27 protein-coding genes and 1 pseudogene are annotated in these 20,753 nt (G+C 70.5%); 10 read left to right on the forward strand and 18 right to left on the reverse strand.

Translation table 11 applies throughout. The features are described from left to right. The first annotated feature begins 150 nt into the window (after nucleotides 1–150). The 3 genes from ACYCO6_RS15130 (at nucleotide 151) to ACYCO6_RS15140 (ending at nucleotide 4,924) form a co-directional block, all read left to right on the forward strand. Complete coding sequence (locus tag ACYCO6_RS15130; protein WP_459772606.1) at nucleotides 151–1,542, forward strand: family 2B encapsulin nanocompartment shell protein; 1,392 nt, start codon at nucleotides 151–153, stop codon at nucleotides 1,540–1,542. Beyond that, nucleotides 1,529–3,535, forward strand: a complete 2,007-nt coding sequence (locus ACYCO6_RS15135; protein WP_459772608.1) for a family 2A encapsulin nanocompartment cargo protein cysteine desulfurase — start codon at nucleotides 1,529–1,531, stop codon at nucleotides 3,533–3,535. The genes ACYCO6_RS15130 and ACYCO6_RS15135 overlap by 14 nt, the downstream gene beginning before the upstream one ends. 369 nt (nucleotides 3,536–3,904) lie before the next feature. Next, nucleotides 3,905–4,924: a zinc-dependent alcohol dehydrogenase family protein gene (locus ACYCO6_RS15140; protein ID WP_459772610.1), complete on the forward strand. Its 1,020-nt coding sequence runs from the start codon at nucleotides 3,905–3,907 to the stop codon at nucleotides 4,922–4,924. Nucleotides 4,925–4,943: 19 nt separating this feature from the next. On the opposite strand, the gene ACYCO6_RS15145 is transcribed toward ACYCO6_RS15140, so the two are convergent. The 7 genes and pseudogenes from ACYCO6_RS15145 to ACYCO6_RS15175 all read right to left on the reverse strand — a co-directional run bounded on the left by ACYCO6_RS15145 (nucleotide 4,944) and on the right by ACYCO6_RS15175 (nucleotide 8,781). Further along, entirely contained in the window at nucleotides 4,944–5,108 is a 165-nt protein-coding gene (locus ACYCO6_RS15145; protein WP_459772612.1) for a hypothetical protein, read from the reverse strand. Between the two features lie 142 nt (nucleotides 5,109–5,250). Next, entirely contained in the window at nucleotides 5,251–6,006 is a 756-nt protein-coding gene (locus ACYCO6_RS15150) for a helix-turn-helix transcriptional regulator (RefSeq protein WP_459772613.1), read from the reverse strand. A 149-nt stretch (nucleotides 6,007–6,155) separates the two neighbouring features. Then, nucleotides 6,156–6,311: pseudogene (locus ACYCO6_RS15155) on the reverse strand (sigma-70 family RNA polymerase sigma factor); the annotation flags it as partial. A 161-nt stretch (nucleotides 6,312–6,472) separates the two neighbouring features. Then, nucleotides 6,473–6,685, reverse strand: a complete 213-nt coding sequence (locus ACYCO6_RS15160) for a hypothetical protein (protein WP_459772615.1) — start codon at nucleotides 6,683–6,685, stop codon at nucleotides 6,473–6,475. 296 nt (nucleotides 6,686–6,981) lie between these two features. Then, nucleotides 6,982–7,251, reverse strand: a complete 270-nt coding sequence (locus tag ACYCO6_RS15165) for a GCG_CRPN prefix-to-repeats domain-containing protein (RefSeq protein ID WP_459772617.1) — start codon at nucleotides 7,249–7,251, stop codon at nucleotides 6,982–6,984. A gap of 225 nt (nucleotides 7,252–7,476) precedes the next feature. Further along, a complete protein-coding gene (locus ACYCO6_RS15170; protein ID WP_459772619.1) occupies nucleotides 7,477–8,481 on the reverse strand; it encodes an SDR family oxidoreductase in 1,005 nt (334 codons plus the stop codon). Nucleotides 8,482–8,565: 84 nt separating this feature from the next. Next, nucleotides 8,566–8,781 carry a hypothetical protein gene (locus ACYCO6_RS15175; protein WP_459772621.1) on the reverse strand — a complete coding sequence of 72 codons (216 nt, stop codon included), beginning with the start codon at nucleotides 8,779–8,781 and terminating at the stop codon, nucleotides 8,566–8,568. Between the two features lie 252 nt (nucleotides 8,782–9,033). On the opposite strand from ACYCO6_RS15175, the gene ACYCO6_RS15180 reads away from it, so the two are divergent. Further along, on the forward strand, nucleotides 9,034–9,540 hold the full coding sequence (locus tag ACYCO6_RS15180; RefSeq protein ID WP_459772622.1) for a hypothetical protein: 507 nt from the start codon (nucleotides 9,034–9,036) through the stop codon (nucleotides 9,538–9,540). A gap of 220 nt (nucleotides 9,541–9,760) precedes the next feature. Here ACYCO6_RS15180 and ACYCO6_RS15185 read toward each other — a convergent pair whose 3' ends face one another. Then, nucleotides 9,761–10,591, reverse strand: coding sequence for an outer membrane protein (locus ACYCO6_RS15185; RefSeq protein WP_459772623.1), 831 nt, complete (start codon nucleotides 10,589–10,591; stop codon nucleotides 9,761–9,763). Nucleotides 10,592–11,247: 656 nt separating this feature from the next. On the opposite strand from ACYCO6_RS15185, the gene ACYCO6_RS15190 reads away from it, so the two are divergent. From ACYCO6_RS15190 to ACYCO6_RS15205, 4 genes are all read left to right on the forward strand, one after another. Continuing rightward, complete coding sequence (locus ACYCO6_RS15190) at nucleotides 11,248–12,885, forward strand: adenylate/guanylate cyclase domain-containing protein (RefSeq protein ID WP_459772625.1); 1,638 nt, start codon at nucleotides 11,248–11,250, stop codon at nucleotides 12,883–12,885. 298 nt (nucleotides 12,886–13,183) lie between these two features. Next, the gene (locus tag ACYCO6_RS15195) at nucleotides 13,184–13,336 is read left to right on the forward strand and encodes a hypothetical protein (RefSeq protein ID WP_459772627.1); all 153 of its coding nucleotides are present in this window, start codon (nucleotides 13,184–13,186) and stop codon (nucleotides 13,334–13,336) included. A 187-nt stretch (nucleotides 13,337–13,523) separates the two neighbouring features. Then, nucleotides 13,524–14,006, forward strand: coding sequence for a DUF2721 domain-containing protein (locus ACYCO6_RS15200; protein ID WP_459772628.1), 483 nt, complete (start codon nucleotides 13,524–13,526; stop codon nucleotides 14,004–14,006). Nucleotides 14,007–14,329: 323 nt separating this feature from the next. Further along, entirely contained in the window at nucleotides 14,330–14,503 is a 174-nt protein-coding gene (locus ACYCO6_RS15205; RefSeq protein ID WP_459772629.1) for a hypothetical protein, read from the forward strand. Between the two features lie 43 nt (nucleotides 14,504–14,546). Here the strand turns inward: ACYCO6_RS15205 and ACYCO6_RS15210 are convergent, their stop codons facing one another. The 7 genes from ACYCO6_RS15210 to ACYCO6_RS15240 form a co-directional block, all read right to left on the reverse strand. Continuing rightward, the gene (locus ACYCO6_RS15210; RefSeq protein ID WP_459772630.1) at nucleotides 14,547–14,810 is read right to left on the reverse strand and encodes a hypothetical protein; all 264 of its coding nucleotides are present in this window, start codon (nucleotides 14,808–14,810) and stop codon (nucleotides 14,547–14,549) included. Between the two features lie 17 nt (nucleotides 14,811–14,827). Then, a complete protein-coding gene (locus ACYCO6_RS15215; RefSeq protein ID WP_459772631.1) occupies nucleotides 14,828–14,953 on the reverse strand; it encodes a hypothetical protein in 126 nt (41 codons plus the stop codon). Between the two features lie 242 nt (nucleotides 14,954–15,195). After that, entirely contained in the window at nucleotides 15,196–15,396 is a 201-nt protein-coding gene (locus ACYCO6_RS15220; protein WP_459772633.1) for a hypothetical protein, read from the reverse strand. Between the two features lie 90 nt (nucleotides 15,397–15,486). Beyond that, the gene (locus ACYCO6_RS15225; RefSeq protein WP_459772634.1) at nucleotides 15,487–15,837 is read right to left on the reverse strand and encodes a low affinity iron permease family protein; all 351 of its coding nucleotides are present in this window, start codon (nucleotides 15,835–15,837) and stop codon (nucleotides 15,487–15,489) included. 151 nt (nucleotides 15,838–15,988) lie between these two features. Then, nucleotides 15,989–16,351, reverse strand: a complete 363-nt coding sequence (locus tag ACYCO6_RS15230) for an energy transducer TonB (RefSeq protein WP_459772636.1) — start codon at nucleotides 16,349–16,351, stop codon at nucleotides 15,989–15,991. A 118-nt stretch (nucleotides 16,352–16,469) separates the two neighbouring features. Then, nucleotides 16,470–16,712, reverse strand: a complete 243-nt coding sequence (locus tag ACYCO6_RS15235) for a hypothetical protein (protein ID WP_459772638.1) — start codon at nucleotides 16,710–16,712, stop codon at nucleotides 16,470–16,472. A gap of 55 nt (nucleotides 16,713–16,767) precedes the next feature. Further along, nucleotides 16,768–16,944, reverse strand: a complete 177-nt coding sequence (locus ACYCO6_RS15240) for a hypothetical protein (RefSeq protein ID WP_459772639.1) — start codon at nucleotides 16,942–16,944, stop codon at nucleotides 16,768–16,770. Between the two features lie 378 nt (nucleotides 16,945–17,322). On the opposite strand from ACYCO6_RS15240, the gene ACYCO6_RS15245 reads away from it, so the two are divergent. Then, the gene (locus tag ACYCO6_RS15245; RefSeq protein WP_459772640.1) at nucleotides 17,323–17,502 is read left to right on the forward strand and encodes a hypothetical protein; all 180 of its coding nucleotides are present in this window, start codon (nucleotides 17,323–17,325) and stop codon (nucleotides 17,500–17,502) included. Between the two features lie 318 nt (nucleotides 17,503–17,820). Continuing rightward, the gene (locus ACYCO6_RS15250; RefSeq protein ID WP_459772642.1) at nucleotides 17,821–18,858 is read left to right on the forward strand and encodes a helix-turn-helix domain-containing protein; all 1,038 of its coding nucleotides are present in this window, start codon (nucleotides 17,821–17,823) and stop codon (nucleotides 18,856–18,858) included. Nucleotides 18,859–18,940: 82 nt separating this feature from the next. Here ACYCO6_RS15250 and ACYCO6_RS15255 read toward each other — a convergent pair whose 3' ends face one another. From ACYCO6_RS15255 to ACYCO6_RS15265, 3 genes are all read right to left on the reverse strand, one after another. Continuing rightward, complete coding sequence (locus ACYCO6_RS15255; RefSeq protein ID WP_459772644.1) at nucleotides 18,941–19,081, reverse strand: hypothetical protein; 141 nt, start codon at nucleotides 19,079–19,081, stop codon at nucleotides 18,941–18,943. 170 nt (nucleotides 19,082–19,251) lie between these two features. After that, complete coding sequence (locus ACYCO6_RS15260; RefSeq protein WP_459772645.1) at nucleotides 19,252–19,545, reverse strand: hypothetical protein; 294 nt, start codon at nucleotides 19,543–19,545, stop codon at nucleotides 19,252–19,254. A 74-nt stretch (nucleotides 19,546–19,619) separates the two neighbouring features. Beyond that, nucleotides 19,620–19,793, reverse strand: a complete 174-nt coding sequence (locus ACYCO6_RS15265; protein ID WP_459772647.1) for a hypothetical protein — start codon at nucleotides 19,791–19,793, stop codon at nucleotides 19,620–19,622. Nucleotides 19,794–20,753 lie beyond the last annotated feature (960 nt).

The following is a 20,753-nucleotide window of genomic DNA, read 5'->3' on the forward strand; positions in this document are numbered from 1 at the left end:
AATTACCCGGAAAAAGTAAATCTAAAGATCTGTCGTCGGCGTGAATAATTGACTGGTGCGCTGTGCGCCCGCCCCGCGCGCTGCGGGGCGAACCGCCGACGCGCGGATCGATGCGGCGCGCCTGCAACCCTGATGGAGTGAGGACGAACGATGAGCGGACCGGGTCTGAGCGTGAGCGCCACGGCGGCACGCAATCTTGCGACGGCGACCGTCACCTCGGTCCAGAACGCGGCCAACACGCCGCGCTGGCTCCTGCGGCTCCTGCCCTTCGTGGACGTGGCGGGTGGCGTCTACCGCGTCAACCGCCGCGCCGTCGTGCTGGTGCGCCCGGGCCGGATCGACCTCGCCGTCGAGGAGAAGGGCCGGGTGATCCGCCCCGCCTCCCTGCGCGCCGTGCCGCTGTTCAGCCGGCTGGGCGATGCCGAGCTCGCGGCGCTGGCGGCCAAGTTCACCGAGAGCCAGCACAAGGCCGGCGCGGTGATCCACGAGGAGGGCTCCGCCGGCCGCAGCCTCACGGTGGTGGCCGACGGCACCGTCGAGCTGACCCTGTCGGGTCCCTACAAGGGCCGCCTGCGCCAGGGCCTGGCCGCCAAGGGCGACTATTTCGGTGATGCGGGCCTCGTCGGCGACAGCGCCCCTGCCCCGGCCGTGAAGGCGTTGTCGGCCGTGACCCTCCTGACCCTCGACGCCGCCGCGGTCGAGAGCGAGGAGATCCACGCCAAGATCGCCCAGTACCGCGAGGAGCGCGACCGCCTCAGAGGCCACACCAATTCCTACGGCGAGCAGGGCATCGAGCTCTTGGCGGCCCAGACCGGCGAGCCGCGCCTGCCCACGACCTTCGTGGACTACGAGGCGCACCCGCGCGAGTACCACCTCTCGACCATCCAGACGATCCTCAACACCCACACCCGGGTCACCGACCTGTACTCCAACGAGATCGACCAGCTCCGCGAGCAGATCCGCCTGACGGTGGATGCCGTGAAGGAGCGCGAGGAGTGGGAACTCCTCAACAACGCGCAGTTCGGCCTGCTGGGCGAGGTCGGCCCGCGCCAGCGCATCCCGACCCGCGGCGGCCCGCCCACCCCGGACGACCTCGACGAGCTGCTGACCCTGGTCTGGAAGAAGCCCGCCTTCTTCGTGGCCCATCCCCGCGCCATCGCGGCCTTCGGCCGGGAGGCCACCCGCCGGGGCGTGCCGCCGGTGGTAGTGCACCTGTTCGGCGCGCCGTTCATCACCTGGCGCGGCGTGCCGCTGGTGCCGAGCGACAAGCTGCCGATCGATATCGACCCGGTGACCGGGGCCGAGACCACCGCGATCCTGTTGCTGCGCGTCGGCGAGGGGGAGCAGGGCGTGGTCGGCCTGCAGAAGTCCGGCGTGACCGGCGAGATCGAACCCGGTCTGTCAGTGCGCTACATGGGCACCAACGACCACTCGATCGCCTCGCACCTCGTGACCCGCTACTTCTCGGCCGCCGTGCTGGTCGAGGACGCGATCGCCCGACTCGATAACGTGCTGCTGGGCAACTACCATGACTACGCCTGAGGCCTTCGCCCTCGGGCTGCCCGGGGCGAGCCCGGGCGACTTGGTTCATGGCGACCTGGCCCACGCGGATCTCGTCGGGCGCCTCGCCCGGGCGATCTACGGGCAGGGACCGGCCGCGAGCCAGCCCTTCGCCCCGGCGATTCCCGCAGGCCCGCAGGTCCGGCAGGCCCTTGAGGGCCTGCTCCAGGACCCGGGCGGCGCGCCGCCGAGCGCCCCTCAGGGCATCCCCCCGGCCCCCTCGGGCGGTCAGCCCTCCGGGCTGCAGCCCGACGCGTCGGTGCTGGCGGGGCGCGCCTTCGGGGCGCCGCCGGTCGGCCTGCCGGGCCTCACCGGTCCGATCGTGCCGAATCTCGCGCCCGCGAGCCCGGCCTTCACCGAAGGGGCCGCAATCCCGCCGGTCCACCCGGCGAGCCCGCGTCCCGTCCTGCCGGACTTCTCCTTCGCCAGCGCCCCGGCGCTGGCAGCCGCCCTCCCCGGCGGGCCGGCGCTGCACCGGCAGATCGCCGCGGACCACCCGCGCGCCAACGCCTTCGCGCACGTGCTCGCCCCGCATCTCGTGCCGGCCGACCCGTCGGCGTGGAGCGTGGACGCGGTGCAGGCGGGTTTTTCGCGAACGGGACGGCTCTCCCAGGCGCCCGAGGCCCCACCGGCCGACTATTACTTCCTGAACCTCGGCCCTGGGCCGGCCCGCAAGGCGCCGGCGAGCCCTCGGGTCGAGCCGACCCGCGATCCGGGCCCGGCGCCGCGGCCGGCGGCGCAGGGGTCGAGCCCGGTGGCGGCGCCCTTCGACGTGGAGCATGTCCGCCGGGACTTCCCGGCCCTGCACCAGAGCGTCAACGGCCACCCGCTGGTCTGGCTCGACAACGCCGCCACCACCTACAAACCGCAAGCCGTGATCGACGCGACCTCGGAGTTCTACGGGCGGCACAACTCGAACATCCACCGGGCTGCCCACACCCTGGCGGCGCGCGCCACCGACCTGTTCGAGGGCGGCCGCGAGGCGGTGCGCCGCTTCCTCAACGCCCCGTCGAAGGACGACATCGTCTTCCTGCGCGGCACCACGGAGGCGATCAACCTCGTCGCGAACGCCTACGGCCGGGCGAATATCGGCCCGGGCGACGAGATCATCGTCTCGACCATCGAGCACCACGCCAACATCGTGCCCTGGCAGCTGCTGGCGCAGCAGAGCGGAGCGACGATCCGGGTGATCCCGGTCAACGACCGAGGCGAGATCATCTTCGAGCAATACGCGGCGCTGCTGTCGGGCCGGACTAAGATCGTCTCGGTGACGCAGGTGGCCAACGCGCTCGGCACCGTGAACCCGGTGCGGGAGATCATCCAGCTCGCCCATACCTACGGGGTGCCGGTGCTGGTCGACGCGGCGCAATCCGCGCCGCACATGCCGCTGGACGTGCAATCCCTCGACGCGGACTTCCTGGTCTTCTCGGGCCACAAGGTGTTCGGGCCGACCGGGATCGGCGCGCTCTACGGCAAGACGCACCTGCTGGAGGCGATGCCGCCCTGGCAGGGCGGCGGCCACATGATCCACGACGTCACCTTCGCGAAGACCGTCTACAAGGGCGCGCCCGAAAGATTCGAGGCGGGCACGCCGGACATCGCCGGGGCGGTGGGTCTCGGCGCGGCGCTGGACTACTTGGACGGCGTCGGCATTCCGGCTATCGCCGCCTACGAGCACGACCTGCTGGAGTACGCGCAAGCCGGCCTCGCCGACGTGAAGGGCCTGCGCCTGATCGGCACGGCCCGGGAGAAGGCCAGCGTCATGTCCTTCGTGATCGAGGGGCAGGAGAACGAGGCTGTGGCCCACCATCTCGACGCGCACGGCATCGCGGTCCGCTCGGGCCATCACTGCGCCCTGCCGGCTTTGCGCCGGTTCGGGGTCGACCAGTCGGTGCGGGCCTCGCTCGCCTTCTACAACACCCGCGCGGAGCTGGACGCCTTCCTGAAGGCGCTGCACACCCTGCCGCGGCCGTGAGCTGCGGGGGCGCCGGTCAAGGAACGGCGCCCTGCCCGGCGGGCTGCGACGTCTTCGCCCGCCTGTGTGAGCTGCCGGCTTCACACGCTGAGGCGGACGACACACGCCCAGAACCGAGCGCGGGCCCCCTCTCCCGTGCGGCGGAGGGACAGGGTGAGGGGCAAGAACTCTCCGGATGAGGCTCTGTCCTGAACGCGCGTCGATGGCGTGATCCGTCCTGAACCGTCGCCCCCTCCCCGCAATCCCTCCCACACGGGAGAGGAGGCCGGATCGCCCCGCGGAAACCTCGGCCCCCGTCTCGACGCCGGCCGCGCCGCCTGCCAGTCTCCACCGCCCGGCGGCCCAGGCCGCGGAGCGAGAGGTGCGTCAATGACCGGATCGACAGCCCGGGCCGTCATCGTCCAGCCCGGCGGCGGCTTCGACAAGGTGACCTTCGGCGAGCGGCCGGTCCCGGAGGCGGGTCCCGGCGAGATCACCGTTCGCCTGCGGGCGAGCTCCCTCAACTATCACGACTATGCCGTGGTCAGCGGTATGTGGGGGCCGAGCGAGCCGCGCATCCCGATGTCCGACGGCGCCGGCGAGGTCGAGGCCGTGGGCCCCGGCGTGGCAGAGTTCGCCGTGGGCGACCGGGTGGTCAGCACGTTCTTTCCCACTTGGCTGGAAGGCACCCCGCTGGTCGAGGGCTTCGCCACCGTGCCGGGCGACGGGGTCGACGGCTACGCGCGCGAGCAGGTCACCGCGCCGGCCACCGCCTTCACCCGCGCCCCTCAGGGCTGGGATCACGCCGAGGCCGCGACCCTGACCACCGCCGCGCTGACCGCGTGGCGGGCGCTGCACGCCGATGCCGGCCTGAAGAGCGGCGACGTCGCGCTGGTGCAGGGTACCGGGGGCGTGTCGCTGTTCGCCCTGCAATTCGCCAAGGCGGCGGGCGCCACGGTGATCGCCACCTCCTCCAGCGACGCGAAGCTGGAGCGCCTGCGCGGGCTCGGCGCCGACCACCTGATCAACTACCGGACCGATCCAGCCTGGGGCGAGACCGCCCGGCGGCTGACGGACGGGCGCGGCGTCGACCACGTCCTCGACGTCGGCGGGCCGGCGACGCTGGAGCAGTCCATGGCCGCCGTACGGGTCGCCGGCCACATCTCGGTGATCGGCATCCTGTCGGGGGTGGCGGGCGAGCTGCCGCTGGTCCCGGCGCTCCTGAAACAGATCCGCCTCCAGGGCGTGCTGGTCGGCAGCCGCCGCCATCAGATCGAGATGGTCCGCGGGATCGAGGCCTGCGGGCTGCGGCCGGTGGTCGACAGCCGCTACCCGCTCGACCATCTCGTCGAGGCGTTCCGTCATCAGGAGAGCAACCGCCATTTCGGCAAGATCTGCGTCGAAATCTGAGGGGCCCCGGGCAAGCCGCTCAGCCGGCGGCCATCCCGAACACGCCGGCCGCCGCGACCGCACCGGGAGCCTCGGACCGGTGCGCCGGGGCGGGCCGATGCGTGCAGCCGTTCTGGCAGAAGGTGCGGAGCGTGCGCCGGTCCAGGCCGATATCGTGCAGCGTATCGTCGAACGCCGAGAGCACGCGGGAGGTCCGCGTCCACGCGCGGCTTTTCCGGACGAGTTTCAGAAATGATGCAAATCCAATTCTGTCTTCATTGAGTCAGAAATGTTTTATCGATCTTCGATTGTCCGACTCGGCGTTGGGATTTTCTACTGCACTCGCATCATCCATTCAGGATACTGGCGGTAGATGGTGCAGACACGACCGAGGGGCCGCTCTGCCCGGGGCCGATGGGTTGCGGGCAGAGCAGGAGAAGACGCATCAGCTCCGCCTGCCGGCGCGTTCCCGTCTTCTCGAAGAGGCGCCGCAGATGCACGCGCGCCGTGTTCCGGGTGATCCCGCGATGCGCCGCGCTCGCCCTCAGATCGTTTCCGGCCAGGATGTCGACGGCCAGGGCCGCCTCGGCTGGGGTGAAGCCGAACTGATCCTGCAGCACGCAGGGGGCCGGCAGCCGCGCTGCCGCGGGATCGATGAGGCGCAGGAGCACCGCCCCCTCGGCGGTCGGGCTCGCCCCTGGGAAAATCGAGCGGGCGGCGATCAAGAGCGTGCCGCCCTCGCCTTCGAGGCGCATCGAGCCGCTGCAGCGGCCGGCGGCGCAGCGCGCGATGGTCCTGCGCAGGGCCGCGCTGCCCTCGGGCGTTGGGCCGCGCAGGCAGCCGTGCTCCAGGCGCAGAAGACCCCGGTTGACGCAGGCGCGGGCGGAGCGGTTCAGGAAATGCGCCCGCCCGCGCCGATCGGTGACCGCCAGCCCCTGCTCGAAATGTTCGGCCAGGAGGTGGAGCGCCGTCTCCACGATCACCGGGTCCGGGGAGGGCCGGTCGGCCCCGCCGACACTGGACCTCCGCTCGAAGGCGAGGCCGGGCGAGCGCCCCATCATGTCCCCCGCGATCCGGGGGATCGACTCCGATTTGGCAATCACGTGCGGATCCTCATCTGATCGATGGGACGACCTCCCGAAGAACCGGGCGGAGCGGACCTTTATGCCCGGGCGCGTTACCCCGTCCGGGCGAGCCGGGACCGGAACAGCTCCGCGAAGCCGCGCAGGTCCCGGATGTTCAGGTCCGACACCGCCCAGTTCTCGATGGCCCGGTAGGCGCGCAGACACGCCTCCATCACGTCCTCGGCATCCGCGGCATTGCCGGTGAGCCAGTGGGCGAGCCGGTAGCCCTCGCCGAGACGCGGAAGCACGAGCCGGCTGAACCGCGCGCGCGCCAGGGTCGTCATGGCGTGCGCCGAGCCGCGCCCGCCCGGTCGGTTGCCTGCAAAGCCATGGGTGCCCACCCTGCAGCGATGCGCCACAGGATCAAGAACCGGCCCGCCGCAGGGTTTATTCCCGGCTGAATGCGCGCTGTCGCCGAACGGCAGCGCCCTCAGCGGACAGCACCCTATTCCTCGCCCATCGCCCCCTTGATGGCATGGGGGTTCGGTTCCGGCTTCTTGGTCACCGTCATCTTGGTGCGGTTGGCCGCATCCTGCTCCTCGGGCGTGGGTGCAGGCTGCGGGTAGCCATTCTCGCCGAGGCGCTTGCGACCGGCGCGCTCGCCCGCGGCCCGTTCCTTCGGAGAGGGATTCGCGCCACCGCTCTGATCCCGGGTCATGGGCTCTCCCGCGTGTTGCCGGACCGCATGAGAAAGTTCGCTCAAACTACGGTGACAGATACGCTTTCACTCGACAGGCCGGCGCGCGCGCCCGCGCCGGACATCTTGAGGCGGCGTGCCGGGGTGCGGGAAGCACCTACCCGGAATCCGTTTGCGATCGCAAAACGATAGGACCGATTGCTGTTGTCGTGTGACAGCAACCGGCCCTAGGACCAACCCGCGGAGGCGTTCACGGTTCGGTGCCCCCGGACGTGCCGTCCCCGCGCCGGGATGTCCCGTCCCGGCGCGGGCCCGCCTCAGTAGCGGCAGACGCGCCGCGGTCCGAAGGGAGTCGGGCGGAAGACGCAGCGCGGGCCGTAGAAGTGCGGACGGCGGTAGATCGGCCGGCAGCGTCCGTAGGGTCCGGGCGCCCAGCCGGGCCCGCAGCCGAAGGCGACGGTGCTGACCGCAGCAGGGCCGGTGACCGCGTCGGCCGCGACAGGCGCCAGGGGCGCGGCACTGGCAGAGGCGAGGCCGAGGCCGCCGACGACGGCCGCGGCAGCCGCAAGAATCTTCACATGCGTCATGATCAGACCTTCTGTACGGGTTTGCCCCGGGATGGGCCGGGGCAAGACCTCGCCAGAGTGGTCATCGGGCCTGAATGAGCGCTGACCCCAGCCATAATCGTCCAGAAACAAACAATGCGGCGGGTTGAGCCGTGCCCGATCGCGGTGATCGGGCACGGTCCGTGATGCCGGGCTGCGTCGCGTGTCCCGACCGCCGCGCCGGCGTTTAACCCGGCCGGAAGCGGCCTAGTGGCGGCCGGGGCGGGCCAGGAGCGAGGCCGCCGCCGCCGTGGCGCCCGCGAGCAGGATTCCGGTCAGGACCGGGTTGATCGAGGCCTGGGTGTAGACGCTGCGCATGACGTGGTGGGGCGAGCCGCCCCGCACCGCCCCATCCCGGCCGGCCTTGTAGAGGGCTCCGTTCCGGCCCTCCCCGGCCGCGCCGGCCTTCTGGGTCTTCGCCACCACATGGGCGCCCATCCAGTCGGTCGCCGCGGGGACGCGCTTGCGCAACGAGCTCATGATCTTGCCGCCGCCGCCGATGTAGAGATCCCGCGGGCCGTGCTCGGCGGCGTAGAGGATCGCCTTCGCGACATCCTCCGGGTCGTAGACAGGCGGCGGGAGCTTCGGCGCGCGCGCCATGTAGTTCTTGGCGTGCTCGGGAAAAGGCGTGTCGATCGAGGCGGGCTTGATCAGCGTCACTGACACGGCGGCACCTTCCTCCTGGAGTTCCATCCGGAGCGCGTCGGTGAAGCCTTTGATCGCGTGCTTGGAGGCGGAATACATGCCCTGGATCGGGAAGGCGAGGTCGGAGGCGACCGAGCCCAGGTTGATCAGCGCGCCGCCCGTGCGTCTCAGGTGCTGCAGCGCCACCGTCGATCCGTAGACGATCCCCCAGAAATTGACGTCGAACAGCCGGCGGTGGTCCTCGTCCGAGACCTCCTCGAGCCGGCCGAAGATCGACAGGCCAGCATTGTTGACCCAGGTGTCGAACCCCCCGTAGGCACGCACCGTCTCGGCGGCCAGCGCCTCCATGTTCTCGCGGCGCGACACGTCCGTCACCACGGCCCGGGCCTCGCCGCCCTGGTCTTGGATGTCGCGGACGATGTCGTCGAGGGCGGTGGCGTTGCGCGCTGCCAGAACCACGCGGGCGCCGCGGCGGGCGGCCGCCCGCGCTGTGGCCAGGCCGATCCCGCTGGAAGCGCCGGTGATGACGATCACCTGCTCACGCAGGGGCTTGTGCCGGATGTGCATGCTGCTGGTTCCTCTCTGTGTCGAATGTCGCCGCCGGGCCTCGGCGCAGGGCCCGCCGGACGCGCTCGGCCGCGCGCTCGCGCTTCACCCCTGGCTGCCGCTGGGCCGGTCCCGCTCCGCCCCGAGGCTCGTGCCGCCCCGGCGGGCTTCCTCCTTCTCGGTGCCGGCCCGCTCCATCGGGCCGTCCTGCGGCTTCACCGCCCCGGTGGCGGTATCGAGCGGCGCGTTCGCCAACCCCTCGCGCGCCGGCTTGCCGCCGGGCATCCGCTGGGCCTGGGTGTCGATCGGTTCGTCAGCCATGCGGCATCCCTCTTAACGCCTTGGGGCTCCCGGCACCGATCCGGTCTGCGGCAGGCGCCGCCGACGGGCCGGGGAGGCCGTCCTTCGGGGCCAACCCGCCGAGGCGGCCGCCGTATCCGGGATCGATGAGGGCGCTGCGGGCGGGACTTGTGCCGATCGGGGTCGCGGTCGTCAGCGCGCGGGCAAACGCGCCGCAGGAACGGAGCAGAAGGCCTCGTGTTGTCTGCCAAATCTTTTTTGCGAGGCGCGACGATGTCAGGAACCGCCAAGAAGACCGATCCCAAGCTGTGGGACAAGGTCAAGAAGCAGGTCACGAATTCCGGCAAGGGCGGCAAGCCGGGTCAGTGGTCGGCCCGCAAGGCGCAGATGGCGACGGCCGAATACAAGAAGGAAGGCGGCGGCTACGCAGGCAAGAAGGATCCCGAGAACCACCTCCAGCAATGGACCGAGGAGGAATGGGGCACCAAGTCGGGCAAGGCGAGCGGCAAGACCGGCGAGCGCTACCTGCCCAAGAAGGCCCGCGAGCGCCTGACCGACAAGGAATATGCCGACAGCACGGCCAAGAAGCGGGCCGATACCCGCAAGGGCAAGCAGTTCTCGAGACAGCCGAAGGCCGCAGCCGAGAAGGCCGCCGCCGCGCGCAAGGGCGGGCAGTCGGGCACCACGAAGGCCGAACTGATGCGCAGGGCCCGGGCGCAGAACGTGCCCGGCCGCTCGCGGATGTCGAAGGCGCAGCTGGAACACGCCGTCCACGCCTGAGGCTCGCCGCAGACCGGCGCGCCCATCGGCGGACCGGCCAAACGGAAAGCGTCCCGGAAGAGGCTCCCGGGACGCTTCTCGGCTCAAGCGGCCAGTCTGATCGGGCTGGGGAGGCTCAAGGTCGAGCGTGATACGGCGCGTTCAGAGGGTCTGGCGGACGCCCCGGTGGGAGATCGTCCTCCGCGCCGCACGGCGCGGAGGACACGTCCGAGCGAGGTTCTTAGTACGAGCCGAACTTGTAGTTCAGGCCGGCGCGGATGACGGCGAACTCGTCGTCGCGACGACCGACCGGGCTGTAGACGACCGGGATGTTGTTGGCGGCGTTGATCACGAACGCACCCTGGTTGCGGGTGTTGCGGTCGAGGTTCACGTACAGGCCTTCGACCTTCAGCGTCACGGCGGACGAGCGGAAGAAGTTCAGGAACGAGTCGGTCGGGAGCGCGTACTCGATGCCGCCGCCGACGGCCCAGCCGGTGCGGAAGCTGTCGTTGCCGGCAAAGCCGCCGAAGGAGCGGTCGGCGCTGCCCGAGCCGTAGGCGAAGCCGCCGGTGCCGTACACGAGGACGCGGTCGAAGGCGTAGCCGAGGCGGCCGCGCACCGTGCCGAAGAAGTCGAGGCTCGATAGGCCGCGCGGGTCGGTGACGTAGTAGCCGGGCGCCAGCGGGCCGGTGACGAAGGCGTTGTTCCGGTTGCGGCCGAAGTCGAGGTACTGGGCGTCGGCCTCGAAGCCGATGACCACGCCCGAGCCCGGGGTCAGCTGCCAGTTGTAGCCGATCTGGCCACCGCCGGAGAAGCCTTCCTGGTTGCGCTGGCTGAAGGAGGCGGTGGTGCCGTTGCCGTACGGGAAGGGCACGGCGAAGCTCGACGTGTTGTTGCTGCTGGCGTCGAAGGCGTAGCCGGCGTTGATACCGAAGTAGGCGCCGGTCCAGGTGAAGACCGGGACGGGGGTGAAGACCGGCGGGGGCGCAGCCCGGCGCGGCAGGTCGGCCGCGGAGGCGGCGCCGGTCAGGAGCGCCGTGGCGGCGCTCGCGAGAAGAAGCTTCTTGATCATCTGGTCCTCAGTCTCCCGTTGTGCGGGATGTGTGCGGCGCGACAAGGACCCCAGGATGCGCTCCCGCGATAGTGCAGCTTTGCAACAGGGCGAAAGCGGGCCATCGGGCCAAAACGGCCGGGTGCGTTAAAGCACATCCTGCGAACGGATGGTCGAGAGGCGGATGAGCTCCCGTATCCGTTTGTTTCCAGAAACAAAAAGCCCCGCCGCACGAAGGCTGACGGGGCTCGAGTTCGCTCGTGAACGTTCCCAGGACCAACCAGGAGCTTCGTTGTCTCTTAAATCCTACCGGATGGCGGCCCGCAAGCCGCTTCCGGATGCAGGGAGCAGTTAACATTAATTTGCGACCCTGCCCGATCGCGCGCCCCGCATGGTGAGCGCGCGTCCGCAGGTCGCCGCCGCGCTCCGGAAGGCGGCGGGTGATCCTTCCGCTATCCGGCGCGACCGCCGCCCAGGCCTGGACAGTGATCCTGGCGAGCACTTGGGCGCGGACACTGTAATCGGCCGGACATGCTCTTGGACGGCGTGTTTCGGGCATTGTAGTGTTCCGGCCAGCCTGCGACTCGCAGGCCGGGACGGCAGAGCTGCCGGGGTCTGCCGCCGTCGGGGCCGGCGTGCGGGCAAGTCATCCAGCCTGTGGAGAAGAGGCGACCGGGATGTCCAGCGTGATCGAGCGGACCGCGCGGCATCAGCGGATCATGGGACCCCTGCTCGTCTGCGCCATCCTGTTCGGCCTCGCCGGTCTGCCGCTCGCGGTCTGGCTCGACCTGCGCGGCCTGTCCGAGCGCATGCTGGAGACGCAGGCGGTCGAGACGGGCCGGATCATCGACCAGATGCGCAGCTTCTACGCGAGCGACGTCGTCCAGGCGGTCAACGGCGCCACCGGCCGCGTGGTGACGACGCACGACTACAAGGGCGTGCCCAACGCGATTCCGATCCCCGCGACGCTCTCCCTGGAACTCGGCGAGCGGATCAGCGGCGAGCACGGGGCGGTGAAGTACCGCTTCATCTCCGATCTGCCGTTCAAGGACCGCAAGCCCCACGACCTCGACGCCTTCGAAGCCCGGGCGCTGGCCGATCTGCGGGCCCACCCGCAATCCGGTTTCGTCGCCGAGACCACCGGCTCGATCTTCGACCGCCAGGTGCGCATCGCCGCCCCGATCCGGATGGAATCGGCCTGCGTGCGCTGCCACAACGGGCATCCCCTGAGCCCGAAGACCGACTGGAAGGTCGGCGACGTGCGCGGCATCCAGGAGATCGTGCTGCGCCAGCCGATCGTCGCCAACGTCTTCGCCTTCAAGTACCTGCTCGGCTACTTCATCCTGGCGGCGCTCGCCGGGACAACCTTCCTGCTCCTGCAGGCGCGCCAATCCCGGCTCATCGACCGGATCAACCGCGAACTGACGGAGTCGAACGGCTTCCTGGCGTCGGTCTCGGTGCAGATCGCCAAGTACATCTCGCCGCAGGTCTACAAGAGCATCTTCAGCGGCGAACGGGACGTGTCGGTGGCCACCGAGCGCAAGAAGCTGACGATCTTCTTCTCGGACATCAAGGATTTCACCGCCACCACCGAGCGCCTGCAGCCCGAGGAGCTGACCGCGCTGCTGAACGAGTACCTGACCGAGATGACCGCCATCGCGCTGAAGCACGGCGGCACGGTGGACAAGTATATCGGCGACGCGATGCTGGTCTTCTTCGGCGACCCCGAGACCAAGGGCGTCCGCGAGGACGCGCAGGCCTGCGTCCGGATGGCCATCGAGATGCAGCGGCGCCTCGGCCAGCTGAACGCCCGCTGGCGGCGATCCGGCATCGAGCGCCCGTTCCAGGCCCGGATCGGCATCAACACGGGCTACTGCAACGTCGGCAATTTCGGCAGCGACGAGCGGATGGACTACACGATCATCGGCGCGGAAGCGAACCTCGCCGCCCGCCTACAGGCGGCCGCGGCGCCGGGCGGGATCACCCTGAGCTACGAGACCTACGCGCTGGTCAGCGACATCGTCCGCGCGAGCCCGCAGGAGCCGATCCGCATGAAGGGGATCAGCCGCGACGTCGTCCCCTATGCCATCGAGGGCGATCTCAGCGCCGGGGCCCAGGACACGATCTTCTCCGAGCACGCCCGGGGGATCGACTTCTACATCGACGTCGACGCGCTGGAGGCGGACGGTGCGGCCCGGCTCCGGAAGCGCCTGCTCGACGCGCTCGCGGCCGTCGAGCAGCGCATGACCGGCGCGAACCTGCCGGGTGCGGATCTGGAGCCGCGCCCGAGCGCCCTGCAGCGCGCGGCGGGATAGCGTTCACGGAGGCATCCGCGGTGTCGAACAGCGCGCCCGGCCCGCGACTTGACGTCTGCGGGGCCGCGATCATCTCAGCGGAGGGCGATGAAGGCCGGGCCCGACCCGACACCGGCCCAGCCAGGTCGCCGTCCCAGGTCGATCCGTGTCAGGTTGATCCCCGTCGATCCATGTTGTTGATGTGTTTCGCGCAGAGCGCCGCCCCGCCCCTCCGGTCCACCCTCACCGCCGCGGCGGCGCGGACCGAACCGGTGCCGGTCGGGGCCTTGCCGCCCGGCCAAGCTCTCGGGAGACGCGCATGAACCCGCTCGCACTGCTCTCGATGCTGGCTCTTCTGGCCGCCTGGATCGGAATCGGCGTCGCCGTGGTGGCCTATGGGACGCCGCTCGGCGTCGCCCTCTACGTCCTGGCGATCGTGGCCACGACTCCGCGGGTGTGGAGGCTCCGGTGACGGACACGCCCGCGCCCTATCTCGCGGTGGCCTTCCTGACGGCGCTGCTTCTGCTGGTGGCCGGGTTGCACGCGGAGGGTGTCCTGTGGTGAGCCTTCCGGCATGCTGCGTTCGCGATCATCCGCCGCCCGCCGGGGCGGCTCCCAGCACTGGACGGTCGTGACGCGCCCGCGAGCGTAGCGCGAAGATGTTCGGCTTCTCCATCAACTCCACTGAGCCCGACAGCGTCGCGCACATCATCCAGGTCGCCCTCGCACCCGCCTTCCTGCTCTCGGCACTCGCGACGCTGCTCAACGTGTTCTCGACCCGTCTCGGCCGGATATCCGACAAGGTCGATTCCCTCTCGGCGGAGGCCGCAAAGGCGACGACCGCCGAGGCGGAGCGCCTGTCCCGCCGGCTGACATTCCTGCGGCGCCGCTCCTTCGTCCTCGACGTGGCGGTGGTCCTGGCCTCGCTGGGTGGCGGATTGATCGGCATGGCCGTGCTGACCCTGTTCGTGGGCGCGCTGCGCGACGCCGCCACCGCCTCGATCCTGTTCGCGTGCTTCGGAGTGGCGCTGGTCTGCACCGTCGCGGCGATCGGCGCCTTCATGACCGAGATCCTGATGGCCGGCCATGGCGTGCGCGACGAGGTCAGCCGGCAGCAAGACAAGGTCCCGACGCGGCGCTAGACCCGAATCACCCACCCGGCATCAGGCTCGGAGCGTCGCCGATCCCGCCGCTGCCGGCCTGGCAGCCGCCGGGTGCGCGTCTCCCGCACCCGGGCGCAGGTCGGACACTGCGCGTCGGGCCCAGGGCGTGCTGCCATGCCGGGCGAGTGGCGGAGCGCCCTATCCTTCTGTCATCGCGTCAGAATTCCGGAAAGCCGGGGGCCGCTTCCCCGCGCGTGCTCCAGGGCCGTGCTCGCGCCGATTTCCATTGCGCGTCCCAGGAACTTGCCCTTAATCTTGCCGGTGCTTGATGCACCGCGCACGCTGCGCCCGAGTGTTCCGTCATGAGCATCGCGATCCTGGTTGCCCTCGTTGCCGGAGCATTGTGCCTCGGAGTACTGTCGTCGCTCGTGCCTCTTGGGCGCCGGCAGGCGGAGGAGGTCGAAGATGGTCTTCCGTTCGAGGACGAATTCTTCGATATGGGCGGCCCGGTGATTGATCTGGAACCGCGCCGCTAGAGCGTTGCGCGCCGCACCGGCCGCGACCTGCCAGGGCGGGACCCTACAGGGGCTTGAGGTCGGAGCCTTCGGTCGCAGGCGGCGCGTTCTGCCGCGTCGACCAGACGACCCGCCCGGCCGCGTCCCTCAGGGCTGCCGAGCCCGAACGGCCGGCGAGCAGCTCGGAGAAGCGCGCCTTCGCGTCGGCGACCGCCGTGGCCTCGGTGGACCCGAGGATCTGCTCGTCGTGGATGATGATGCCGCTGGCGCTCTCGCGATGGACGACGCATTGCAGGCGATAGGGCGCCGGAGGCGGGGAAGGAGCCATGTCGATCTCCGGACCGGTCACGGCATCTGCGCCGCTCCCGGGCCGCGCGGCCGCGGCCCGGGAGCGGCGCGCAGGCCGGCCGGGCGCGCCGGATCCGTCAGGACTGACCGATCATCCTGGATGGCGAGGACGTAGCGAGACACCCGGGGCCTCCGCATTCCGATGCTTCGGAACGGTCCATATCAAGAATGATCTGGGCCCAGAACGGTCTTCGACCAGATCGAACCGGTTCGTGCGCGACCGGGCTCCGTCCGGCGGCCTTCCGGCGATGTCGGGGCTTCGGCGCGCGCACCGATCCGCCGTCTCGGGAGAGCCGGGACTCCCGTCCCGCCCTGCGCGGCTCGACGCGCTCCCGCGCCGAGCCGGTCTCTCTTCCGGGCGCGGCTCAGGCCGCTTCGCCCTCCGCGTCGTCGGCGTCCAGGATGGTCTCCAGATCGCCCACCAGGGCGTCCAGCTGGTCGGCGGTCGCCTTGAGCTTCAGCTTCGTGCCGTCCTGGGCCTCCACCGCGATCTCGATGTGATCCGCGACCTTGGCGGCCAGCGCCTGCTTCACCGTGTAGGTCGTCACGTCTGCCTTGTCGGCCATGCTGTCTCCTGGGTTGGCTTCTGGCAACGCGGCGCGCGCGGCATCGGCGCTGCGGCAGAAGCTCGCGATCGGTCCGGGGGCAGGTGACGGTCAGGGCTCCGGGTCCGGGACCGGATGCTGGCCTTGCCGGATCAGGGCTAGCTCCTCGGCGCTGCGCGCCTCGATCCCGACCAGGCGATCATCCGCGTTCTCGACGGCGCGGATCAGCTCATCGAGCTTGATCTGGATGGCGCCCGTGTCGCGGGCGCCGGCGACCAGGATGACGCCGGCCAGGAGCATGGCGGCAACCGACAGGAACAGGTTGAAGACCGGCGCCCAATGGTCGTTGAAGCTGAGGAGGGCGCCGGCCCCGAGGCCCGCCGTCACCGTGAAGCAGGTCGCCAGGAAGCCGACGGGCTTCGAGAGCCACACGGCCAAGCCGGTGATGGGTCGATCGAGCATGGATCGCAATCCTTGCCGGAGGCGGTCGGACCGACGGGCCGCGCCGCGGCCTGCTGAGAATGGGCGTGATGGGCGCGGCGGTTCCGCGTCCGGCCCGTTCCGGGCGCCCGGTGCCGCGCATATGAGCGCCCGGGGTAGCCGCGGACCCGCTCTACCGGCGCTGACGCGTGTACCGCTCGATCACCCGCTGCCGATGGGTCGGCACCTCGGGCAGGCGGGAGGGGGCCACCGGGCTGCCGCCGCGGGCCGCGCGCGGCGGAGCCGGCAGCAGCTCCGGCGCGGCCCGCGGCGTCTCGACGGCGACAGCCTCCAGCACCATCGGCCGCCTTGGCGGCACCGGCCTCGTGAGCCGCATCGGCCGCGCCGCGAGGGTCCCGAGGGCCCAGAGGCCGAGGCAGAGCAGGCCGATCAGGATCCCGTCCCAGGTCGGCTCCGAGCGGCACATCAGGACCCCGGTGCCGGTGAGGGAGGCCGCGGCCGCGAAGAGCCGCGGTGTCGGATCGTCGGAAATCATGCCGCAGCCTCGGGGCTGCGGGCTGACGACCCGTGAACCCTGCCGCTACATTTGTCGTCAATCGGCCGGTTCGCGGGACCGTCCACACGCGCGTGCGCCGGCCGGGGCGCGATCGGCCTCATCCGGCCAGGCTGGACGGCGGCTGCCATGCGACGCCGGGATGCTCGCGGATGTCGCCGGCCCGGGAGCCGGTATCGGCATCGCTCGCCCAGTCGCTGGGCTCGGCGATACCGGCGATCTCCGCGTCCGGGTAGGCCGCCGTCAGGAACAGGCGCGCCTCGCCCTCGGCCTCCGCCCGAACCGTCACGAGCGGCTCGGGGCCGTTTGCCGTGCGCACCTGTGCGATGAACAGCTTGGTCATGGGACTTCTCCGATTCCGCCGGGCAGGGCCCGCGGATTGGCGGCCGCCATCCGGTTCAGGCCTCCACCTCCTCGACATGGAGGCCGCCGGCACGCAGGTGGTCCGGGATGCGGGTGCGGTCGCGGTAGCCGGCGGCGCTGGCCATCGCGTCCAGGGCCCTCAGGGGGTCGAGCGCTGCGCCGATCCAGAGGATCGTGCCCGTTGCGGCCTGCATGATCCGGAACACCTTCACCGCCGCGCTCCCCGGGTTCGACCCTCGGACAAGCCGGCGGGCGGCGCGCGCGTTCCCAGTCGGACGGACGCGGCTGGCGGTTCGTCGCGCGGGGGCTGCCTCCTTCATGAGCCGGCCCGCGGCACCTCACGGGTTGCGGTCCTCCCCCCGCGCCTGCCCGGCCCCGCCGACGTCCGGGGCGGCCAGTGCGGCGCAGGCCGGAACGAGTGGGGGAGCGGCCCGTTATCCAGGCCATGCCGGCGCAGGCCAGCGCATCGTCCGGACATCGGGACCAAGCCGATGCGCGATCTCTTCGTCGTGCATCGTCTTCACCCCGAAGGCCGGCAGCCACCGTTCGGGACGATGCTCCAGCACCGAAGATCGGGACCCAGGAGAGCCATGACCAGCCGAACCCTTCAATCCGCCCTGCTCGCGCTCGCGCTCGTCGCCGGCAATGCCGGGCTGGCCGCCGCTCAGAGCACGCCCAACGGCAACACCTCGTCCCCCGGCGCCCCCGCCGGCGATTCCAGCACCGGCAACGGCGCCACCGGCAGTGGTGCGGCTCCGAGCGGACGGTAACGCAACGTTAACCGTAAGCGCCGAAATCACCGGCCACTCAAACCGTGCAACTTTCAGTCCCGCGGCCGCACACGGCGTGCGGGACTTCTTGTATCCGGGCCAACAGCCCGTCATGCGGACTTGTGCGGTGATGCGGATCGATCGTCCTCGGCCGTATCCGGTGTTGGATCGGGGATGTTCCGTCCGGGCCGCCGATTTCCGCGCAGGGCCGGGAGACACGACCATTGAGAACCCGGGGTCGCTTTTCTTCGGAGCCGGAATCGTCGTACGGGAAGCGGTGAGCCGAGCACTCCAGATGCGGGATGCGTGACACGGGCGATGCGATCGAATCCTGTCCTGCAGCTCAGGAGTGAAAGCCCCGGCCTCCATCAGGCCGCGGCTTGGCGCGATGCCGTCGCGCCGTTCTGGGACTTCACGATCCGGAAGGAGGATCTGGACGAGTTCCGCGGGCAGTCGCATGTCCAGCACCTCGGCAAGGCGATCCTCTGTCGTGCGAGCGCCTCGGGGCTCCGGTTCGCGCGCGAGCGCTCGCTGGTGGCCCGCATGGGCGTCGATCACATCCTCGCCCATGTGCGCCTCTCCGGCCGATCCAGGATCGAGATCGGCGGCAGCGAGCGGGAGTGCGATCCGGGGGACATCTGCCTCTTCGACCTGTCGCGGCCCCTCTCTGCCCGCTCCACGGATTACCAGGCTCTCACGGTCGTGCTGCCGCGCCCGCTCTTCGGCGCCAATCAGGGCGCGCTCGACACCCTTCACGGGGCGGTCATCCGGGGTTCGACCCCGTTCGGCCGGATGATCAACGATCACCTGCGCGCCCTGGGCGTGCACGCGACCGGGTTCTCGGCGCGGGAGGCCTCCGCGGCCGCGGAGGCGACGGCGGTGCTGCTCGGTGCGGCGGCCCTCGGCCTGCCCGAAGACGAGCGGGTCGCCCAGGATCCGGAACGCACGCCACTCCTGCTCGCCATCCGGCGCTTCATCGAGGCCGAGCTGTCTTCCCCCGACCTGAACGCCGAGAGGCTCGGGCGGCAATTCGGCGTCTCGCGCAGCGCCCTGTATCGCCTGTTCGTCCCCCTCGGCGGGATCTCCGGCTACGTCCGCCAGCGCCGGCTCGCCCGAGCCTACCGGGAGCTCGCCACCGGTGACGGGCGCTTCGCCCGGATTTCCGAGGTGGCGTATCGCTGGCGGTTCGAGAGCCCCGCGCATTTTGCGCAGGCCTTCCGGGCCGAATTCGGCTGCGCACCGCGGGATGTCCGCGCGCAGGTCATGGCCGAGATCGCCGCCTCGGCCCCGAACCCGCAGGCCCGGACCGAGAGCTGGGCCGATTTCTACGGCTGGGTTCTCAAACTGGCGGCCTGAGCCGCGCGACCCTGCTGAGGCCGGTGGTGCTGCCGGCACTCTACGCGCGTCATCCGAACCTGCGCCGGGACGGCACCGGCCGTCAGGCAGGCAGGATGTGCAGCATCCCATCGACCAAGCCGAGGGCTCCGATGCCGATCAGCCCCACGGTGATGTACATTCGCATCCGGCTCTCGTCGGCCGCCGGCGGGTGGACGTCCTCGGGCAGGTCAAACCAATTCATCGCGTGAACACAACGGGTCGCCTCGGCAGGAAGGGGCGCCCTAGGCCAGTCCGATGACGACGGGATGACGCCCGCGCAGCGGGCTCTCCCGGCCGCGCAGGGTCACCGCACCTCCGGCTCCGCGGGCGCCCCGCCTCACGGCACGGCAGGGCTCCGCGGCACTCGGAGGTTCAGCGGCCGGAGGTGCCGGACGTTCCGCCCGCTGGGGCGCCGTTGCCCTGCTGGAAGCCCGCCGCATTCGGCGGTCCCTGCATCCGGCCCCCCTGCTGCGGCATTTCCGAGCCCGGACTTCCGGCCCGGGTCGTGCCCGTCGTCTCGCCCTTTCCAGGATAGCCCGCCGCGTTCGGCGAGCCCTGCATGCGGACGCCGTGCTGGGCATCGCCGGCCGCGGTTCCCTCGGCGGCGACAGCGGCCGTGCCCAGCGCCAGGAGGCTTGCGGCGGCCATGGGGATCAACGTCTTCATCTGCGCACCCTCGAACGTTTCTCGCGCCGACTCTCTCGAGCGACGTGGAACCAACGTCGGGGGCCGCCTCCCGTTCAAGACGCCGGGCTGCGCTCCGCGGCGGTCGCGCCGTTCAGCGTCAGGGCGGCGAAGGTCTGGGTCGCCGTGTAGACGACCGCCCCGCTGGCGTCGCGGACCAGCACGGTGAAGGCCTGGTTGTCGCCGTCGCTCGGGATGGTCCAGCGGGCGATCTCCGGCAGGCTGATCATCGCGTCCCGGCGCGCGGCATCGAAGTTCGCACACTCGGTCCCCTCTGTGTGGGGCTGGAACGACCGTCGTGAATGTCGAAGCAGTAGCGGGGCGATCAACCTCCCCGTGAGCGCCTCAAAAAATGCGACGCCCGTCAGGGGGCCTGCTCTGCGCGATCTCCAACCTGCGCTGCCTCACGGCTCCGGGGCACGGATGCCCGAAGGCACGGCTCCCATGCACGGGACGGAGCCGCGATCCGGGCGGCCCGCGAAAAAAGCCCGCCGCGGCGAGCCGGGCGGGCGGGAAGTTGTCACGCCATGAGAACTGTCCCGTAGACCCGCGAACGGTCGATGGGTTCCGAACGGGATGGCCTGGCGGCCGTCCCTCCGCCCGATCCGGCGATGTCTGGCAATACTTGCTGCGCCGCAACATTGGAGTTCGGAATGAAGATTTATCGATCGCTCGATAAATGCCGGCCGGGTGCGTAATTGCACGTCGCCCGAGATTCTGGTTGAATATTGGTGGGCGTAAGAGACCGTCGCGTTGGAGCAAGCCGCTTGCGGAGCAGAAGGCACCGCGAGGAGGTCGAACATGCACGCTTTGACGAAAACCAGGGAAAAGACCGATTGGGAGCTCGTCCTCGTGTTCGGCGGCTGGATCGCTTTCGAAGCCTTGATCCTGTTCGGATGCTTGGTCTCGATGTGACGGCGGTGCGACATTGCGCGCCGCGAGAGGCTGGCTTGTTCGACGCGCGCATGGGGGCGTTCGGCCGCCTTTGATCCGATCCGGACCATCGTCAAGCCGCCGGACCAGAGCCCCTGGCAGCCGCGCTGCACCTTCCCGCCCAGCATGCCCGGGCAAGCGGCCGTGTCCGGCCAGCTCGGCGAGCCGAAGCCGTACTTCGTCCTGACCCGCTGGCGCTCAGGCGTCGTGGGTGCAGTCCAGTGGTGTGACACTGACCGCCTTCTGCCGCGTCCTGT

The sequence above is a fragment of the Methylobacterium sp. CM6257 genome (assembly GCF_054611515.1).

What these genes read in the sequence shown, in the direction of transcription:
- ACYCO6_RS15130 (WP_459772606.1), top strand. Translation starts at nt 151, where the DNA reads ATGAGCGGACCGGGTCTGAGCGTGAGCGCCACGGCGGCACGCAATCTT.
- ACYCO6_RS15135 (WP_459772608.1), top strand. Translation starts at nt 1,529, where the DNA reads ATGACTACGCCTGAGGCCTTCGCCCTCGGGCTGCCCGGGGCGAGCCCG.
- ACYCO6_RS15140 (WP_459772610.1), top strand. Translation starts at nt 3,905, where the DNA reads ATGACCGGATCGACAGCCCGGGCCGTCATCGTCCAGCCCGGCGGCGGC.
- ACYCO6_RS15160 (WP_459772615.1), bottom strand. Translation starts at nt 6,685, where the DNA reads ATGACCCGGGATCAGAGCGGTGGCGCGAATCCCTCTCCGAAGGAACGG.
- ACYCO6_RS15165 (WP_459772617.1), bottom strand. Translation starts at nt 7,251, where the DNA reads ATGACGCATGTGAAGATTCTTGCGGCTGCCGCGGCCGTCGTCGGCGGC.
- ACYCO6_RS15170 (WP_459772619.1), bottom strand. Translation starts at nt 8,481, where the DNA reads ATGCACATCCGGCACAAGCCCCTGCGTGAGCAGGTGATCGTCATCACC.
- ACYCO6_RS15175 (WP_459772621.1), bottom strand. Translation starts at nt 8,781, where the DNA reads ATGGCTGACGAACCGATCGACACCCAGGCCCAGCGGATGCCCGGCGGC.
- ACYCO6_RS15180 (WP_459772622.1), top strand. Translation starts at nt 9,034, where the DNA reads ATGTCAGGAACCGCCAAGAAGACCGATCCCAAGCTGTGGGACAAGGTC.
- ACYCO6_RS15185 (WP_459772623.1), bottom strand. Translation starts at nt 10,591, where the DNA reads ATGATCAAGAAGCTTCTTCTCGCGAGCGCCGCCACGGCGCTCCTGACC.
- ACYCO6_RS15190 (WP_459772625.1), top strand. Translation starts at nt 11,248, where the DNA reads ATGTCCAGCGTGATCGAGCGGACCGCGCGGCATCAGCGGATCATGGGA.
- ACYCO6_RS15195 (WP_459772627.1), top strand. Translation starts at nt 13,184, where the DNA reads ATGAACCCGCTCGCACTGCTCTCGATGCTGGCTCTTCTGGCCGCCTGG.
- ACYCO6_RS15200 (WP_459772628.1), top strand. Translation starts at nt 13,524, where the DNA reads ATGTTCGGCTTCTCCATCAACTCCACTGAGCCCGACAGCGTCGCGCAC.
- ACYCO6_RS15205 (WP_459772629.1), top strand. Translation starts at nt 14,330, where the DNA reads ATGAGCATCGCGATCCTGGTTGCCCTCGTTGCCGGAGCATTGTGCCTC.
- ACYCO6_RS15210 (WP_459772630.1), bottom strand. Translation starts at nt 14,810, where the DNA reads ATGGCTCCTTCCCCGCCTCCGGCGCCCTATCGCCTGCAATGCGTCGTC.
- ACYCO6_RS15220 (WP_459772633.1), bottom strand. Translation starts at nt 15,396, where the DNA reads ATGGCCGACAAGGCAGACGTGACGACCTACACGGTGAAGCAGGCGCTG.
- ACYCO6_RS15225 (WP_459772634.1), bottom strand. Translation starts at nt 15,837, where the DNA reads ATGCTCGATCGACCCATCACCGGCTTGGCCGTGTGGCTCTCGAAGCCC.
- ACYCO6_RS15230 (WP_459772636.1), bottom strand. Translation starts at nt 16,351, where the DNA reads ATGATTTCCGACGATCCGACACCGCGGCTCTTCGCGGCCGCGGCCTCC.
- ACYCO6_RS15235 (WP_459772638.1), bottom strand. Translation starts at nt 16,712, where the DNA reads ATGACCAAGCTGTTCATCGCACAGGTGCGCACGGCAAACGGCCCCGAG.
- ACYCO6_RS15245 (WP_459772640.1), top strand. Translation starts at nt 17,323, where the DNA reads ATGACCAGCCGAACCCTTCAATCCGCCCTGCTCGCGCTCGCGCTCGTC.
- ACYCO6_RS15250 (WP_459772642.1), top strand. Translation starts at nt 17,821, where the DNA reads ATGCGATCGAATCCTGTCCTGCAGCTCAGGAGTGAAAGCCCCGGCCTC.
- ACYCO6_RS15255 (WP_459772644.1), bottom strand. Translation starts at nt 19,081, where the DNA reads ATGAATTGGTTTGACCTGCCCGAGGACGTCCACCCGCCGGCGGCCGAC.
- ACYCO6_RS15260 (WP_459772645.1), bottom strand. Translation starts at nt 19,545, where the DNA reads ATGAAGACGTTGATCCCCATGGCCGCCGCAAGCCTCCTGGCGCTGGGC.
- ACYCO6_RS15265 (WP_459772647.1), bottom strand. Translation starts at nt 19,793, where the DNA reads ATGATCAGCCTGCCGGAGATCGCCCGCTGGACCATCCCGAGCGACGGC.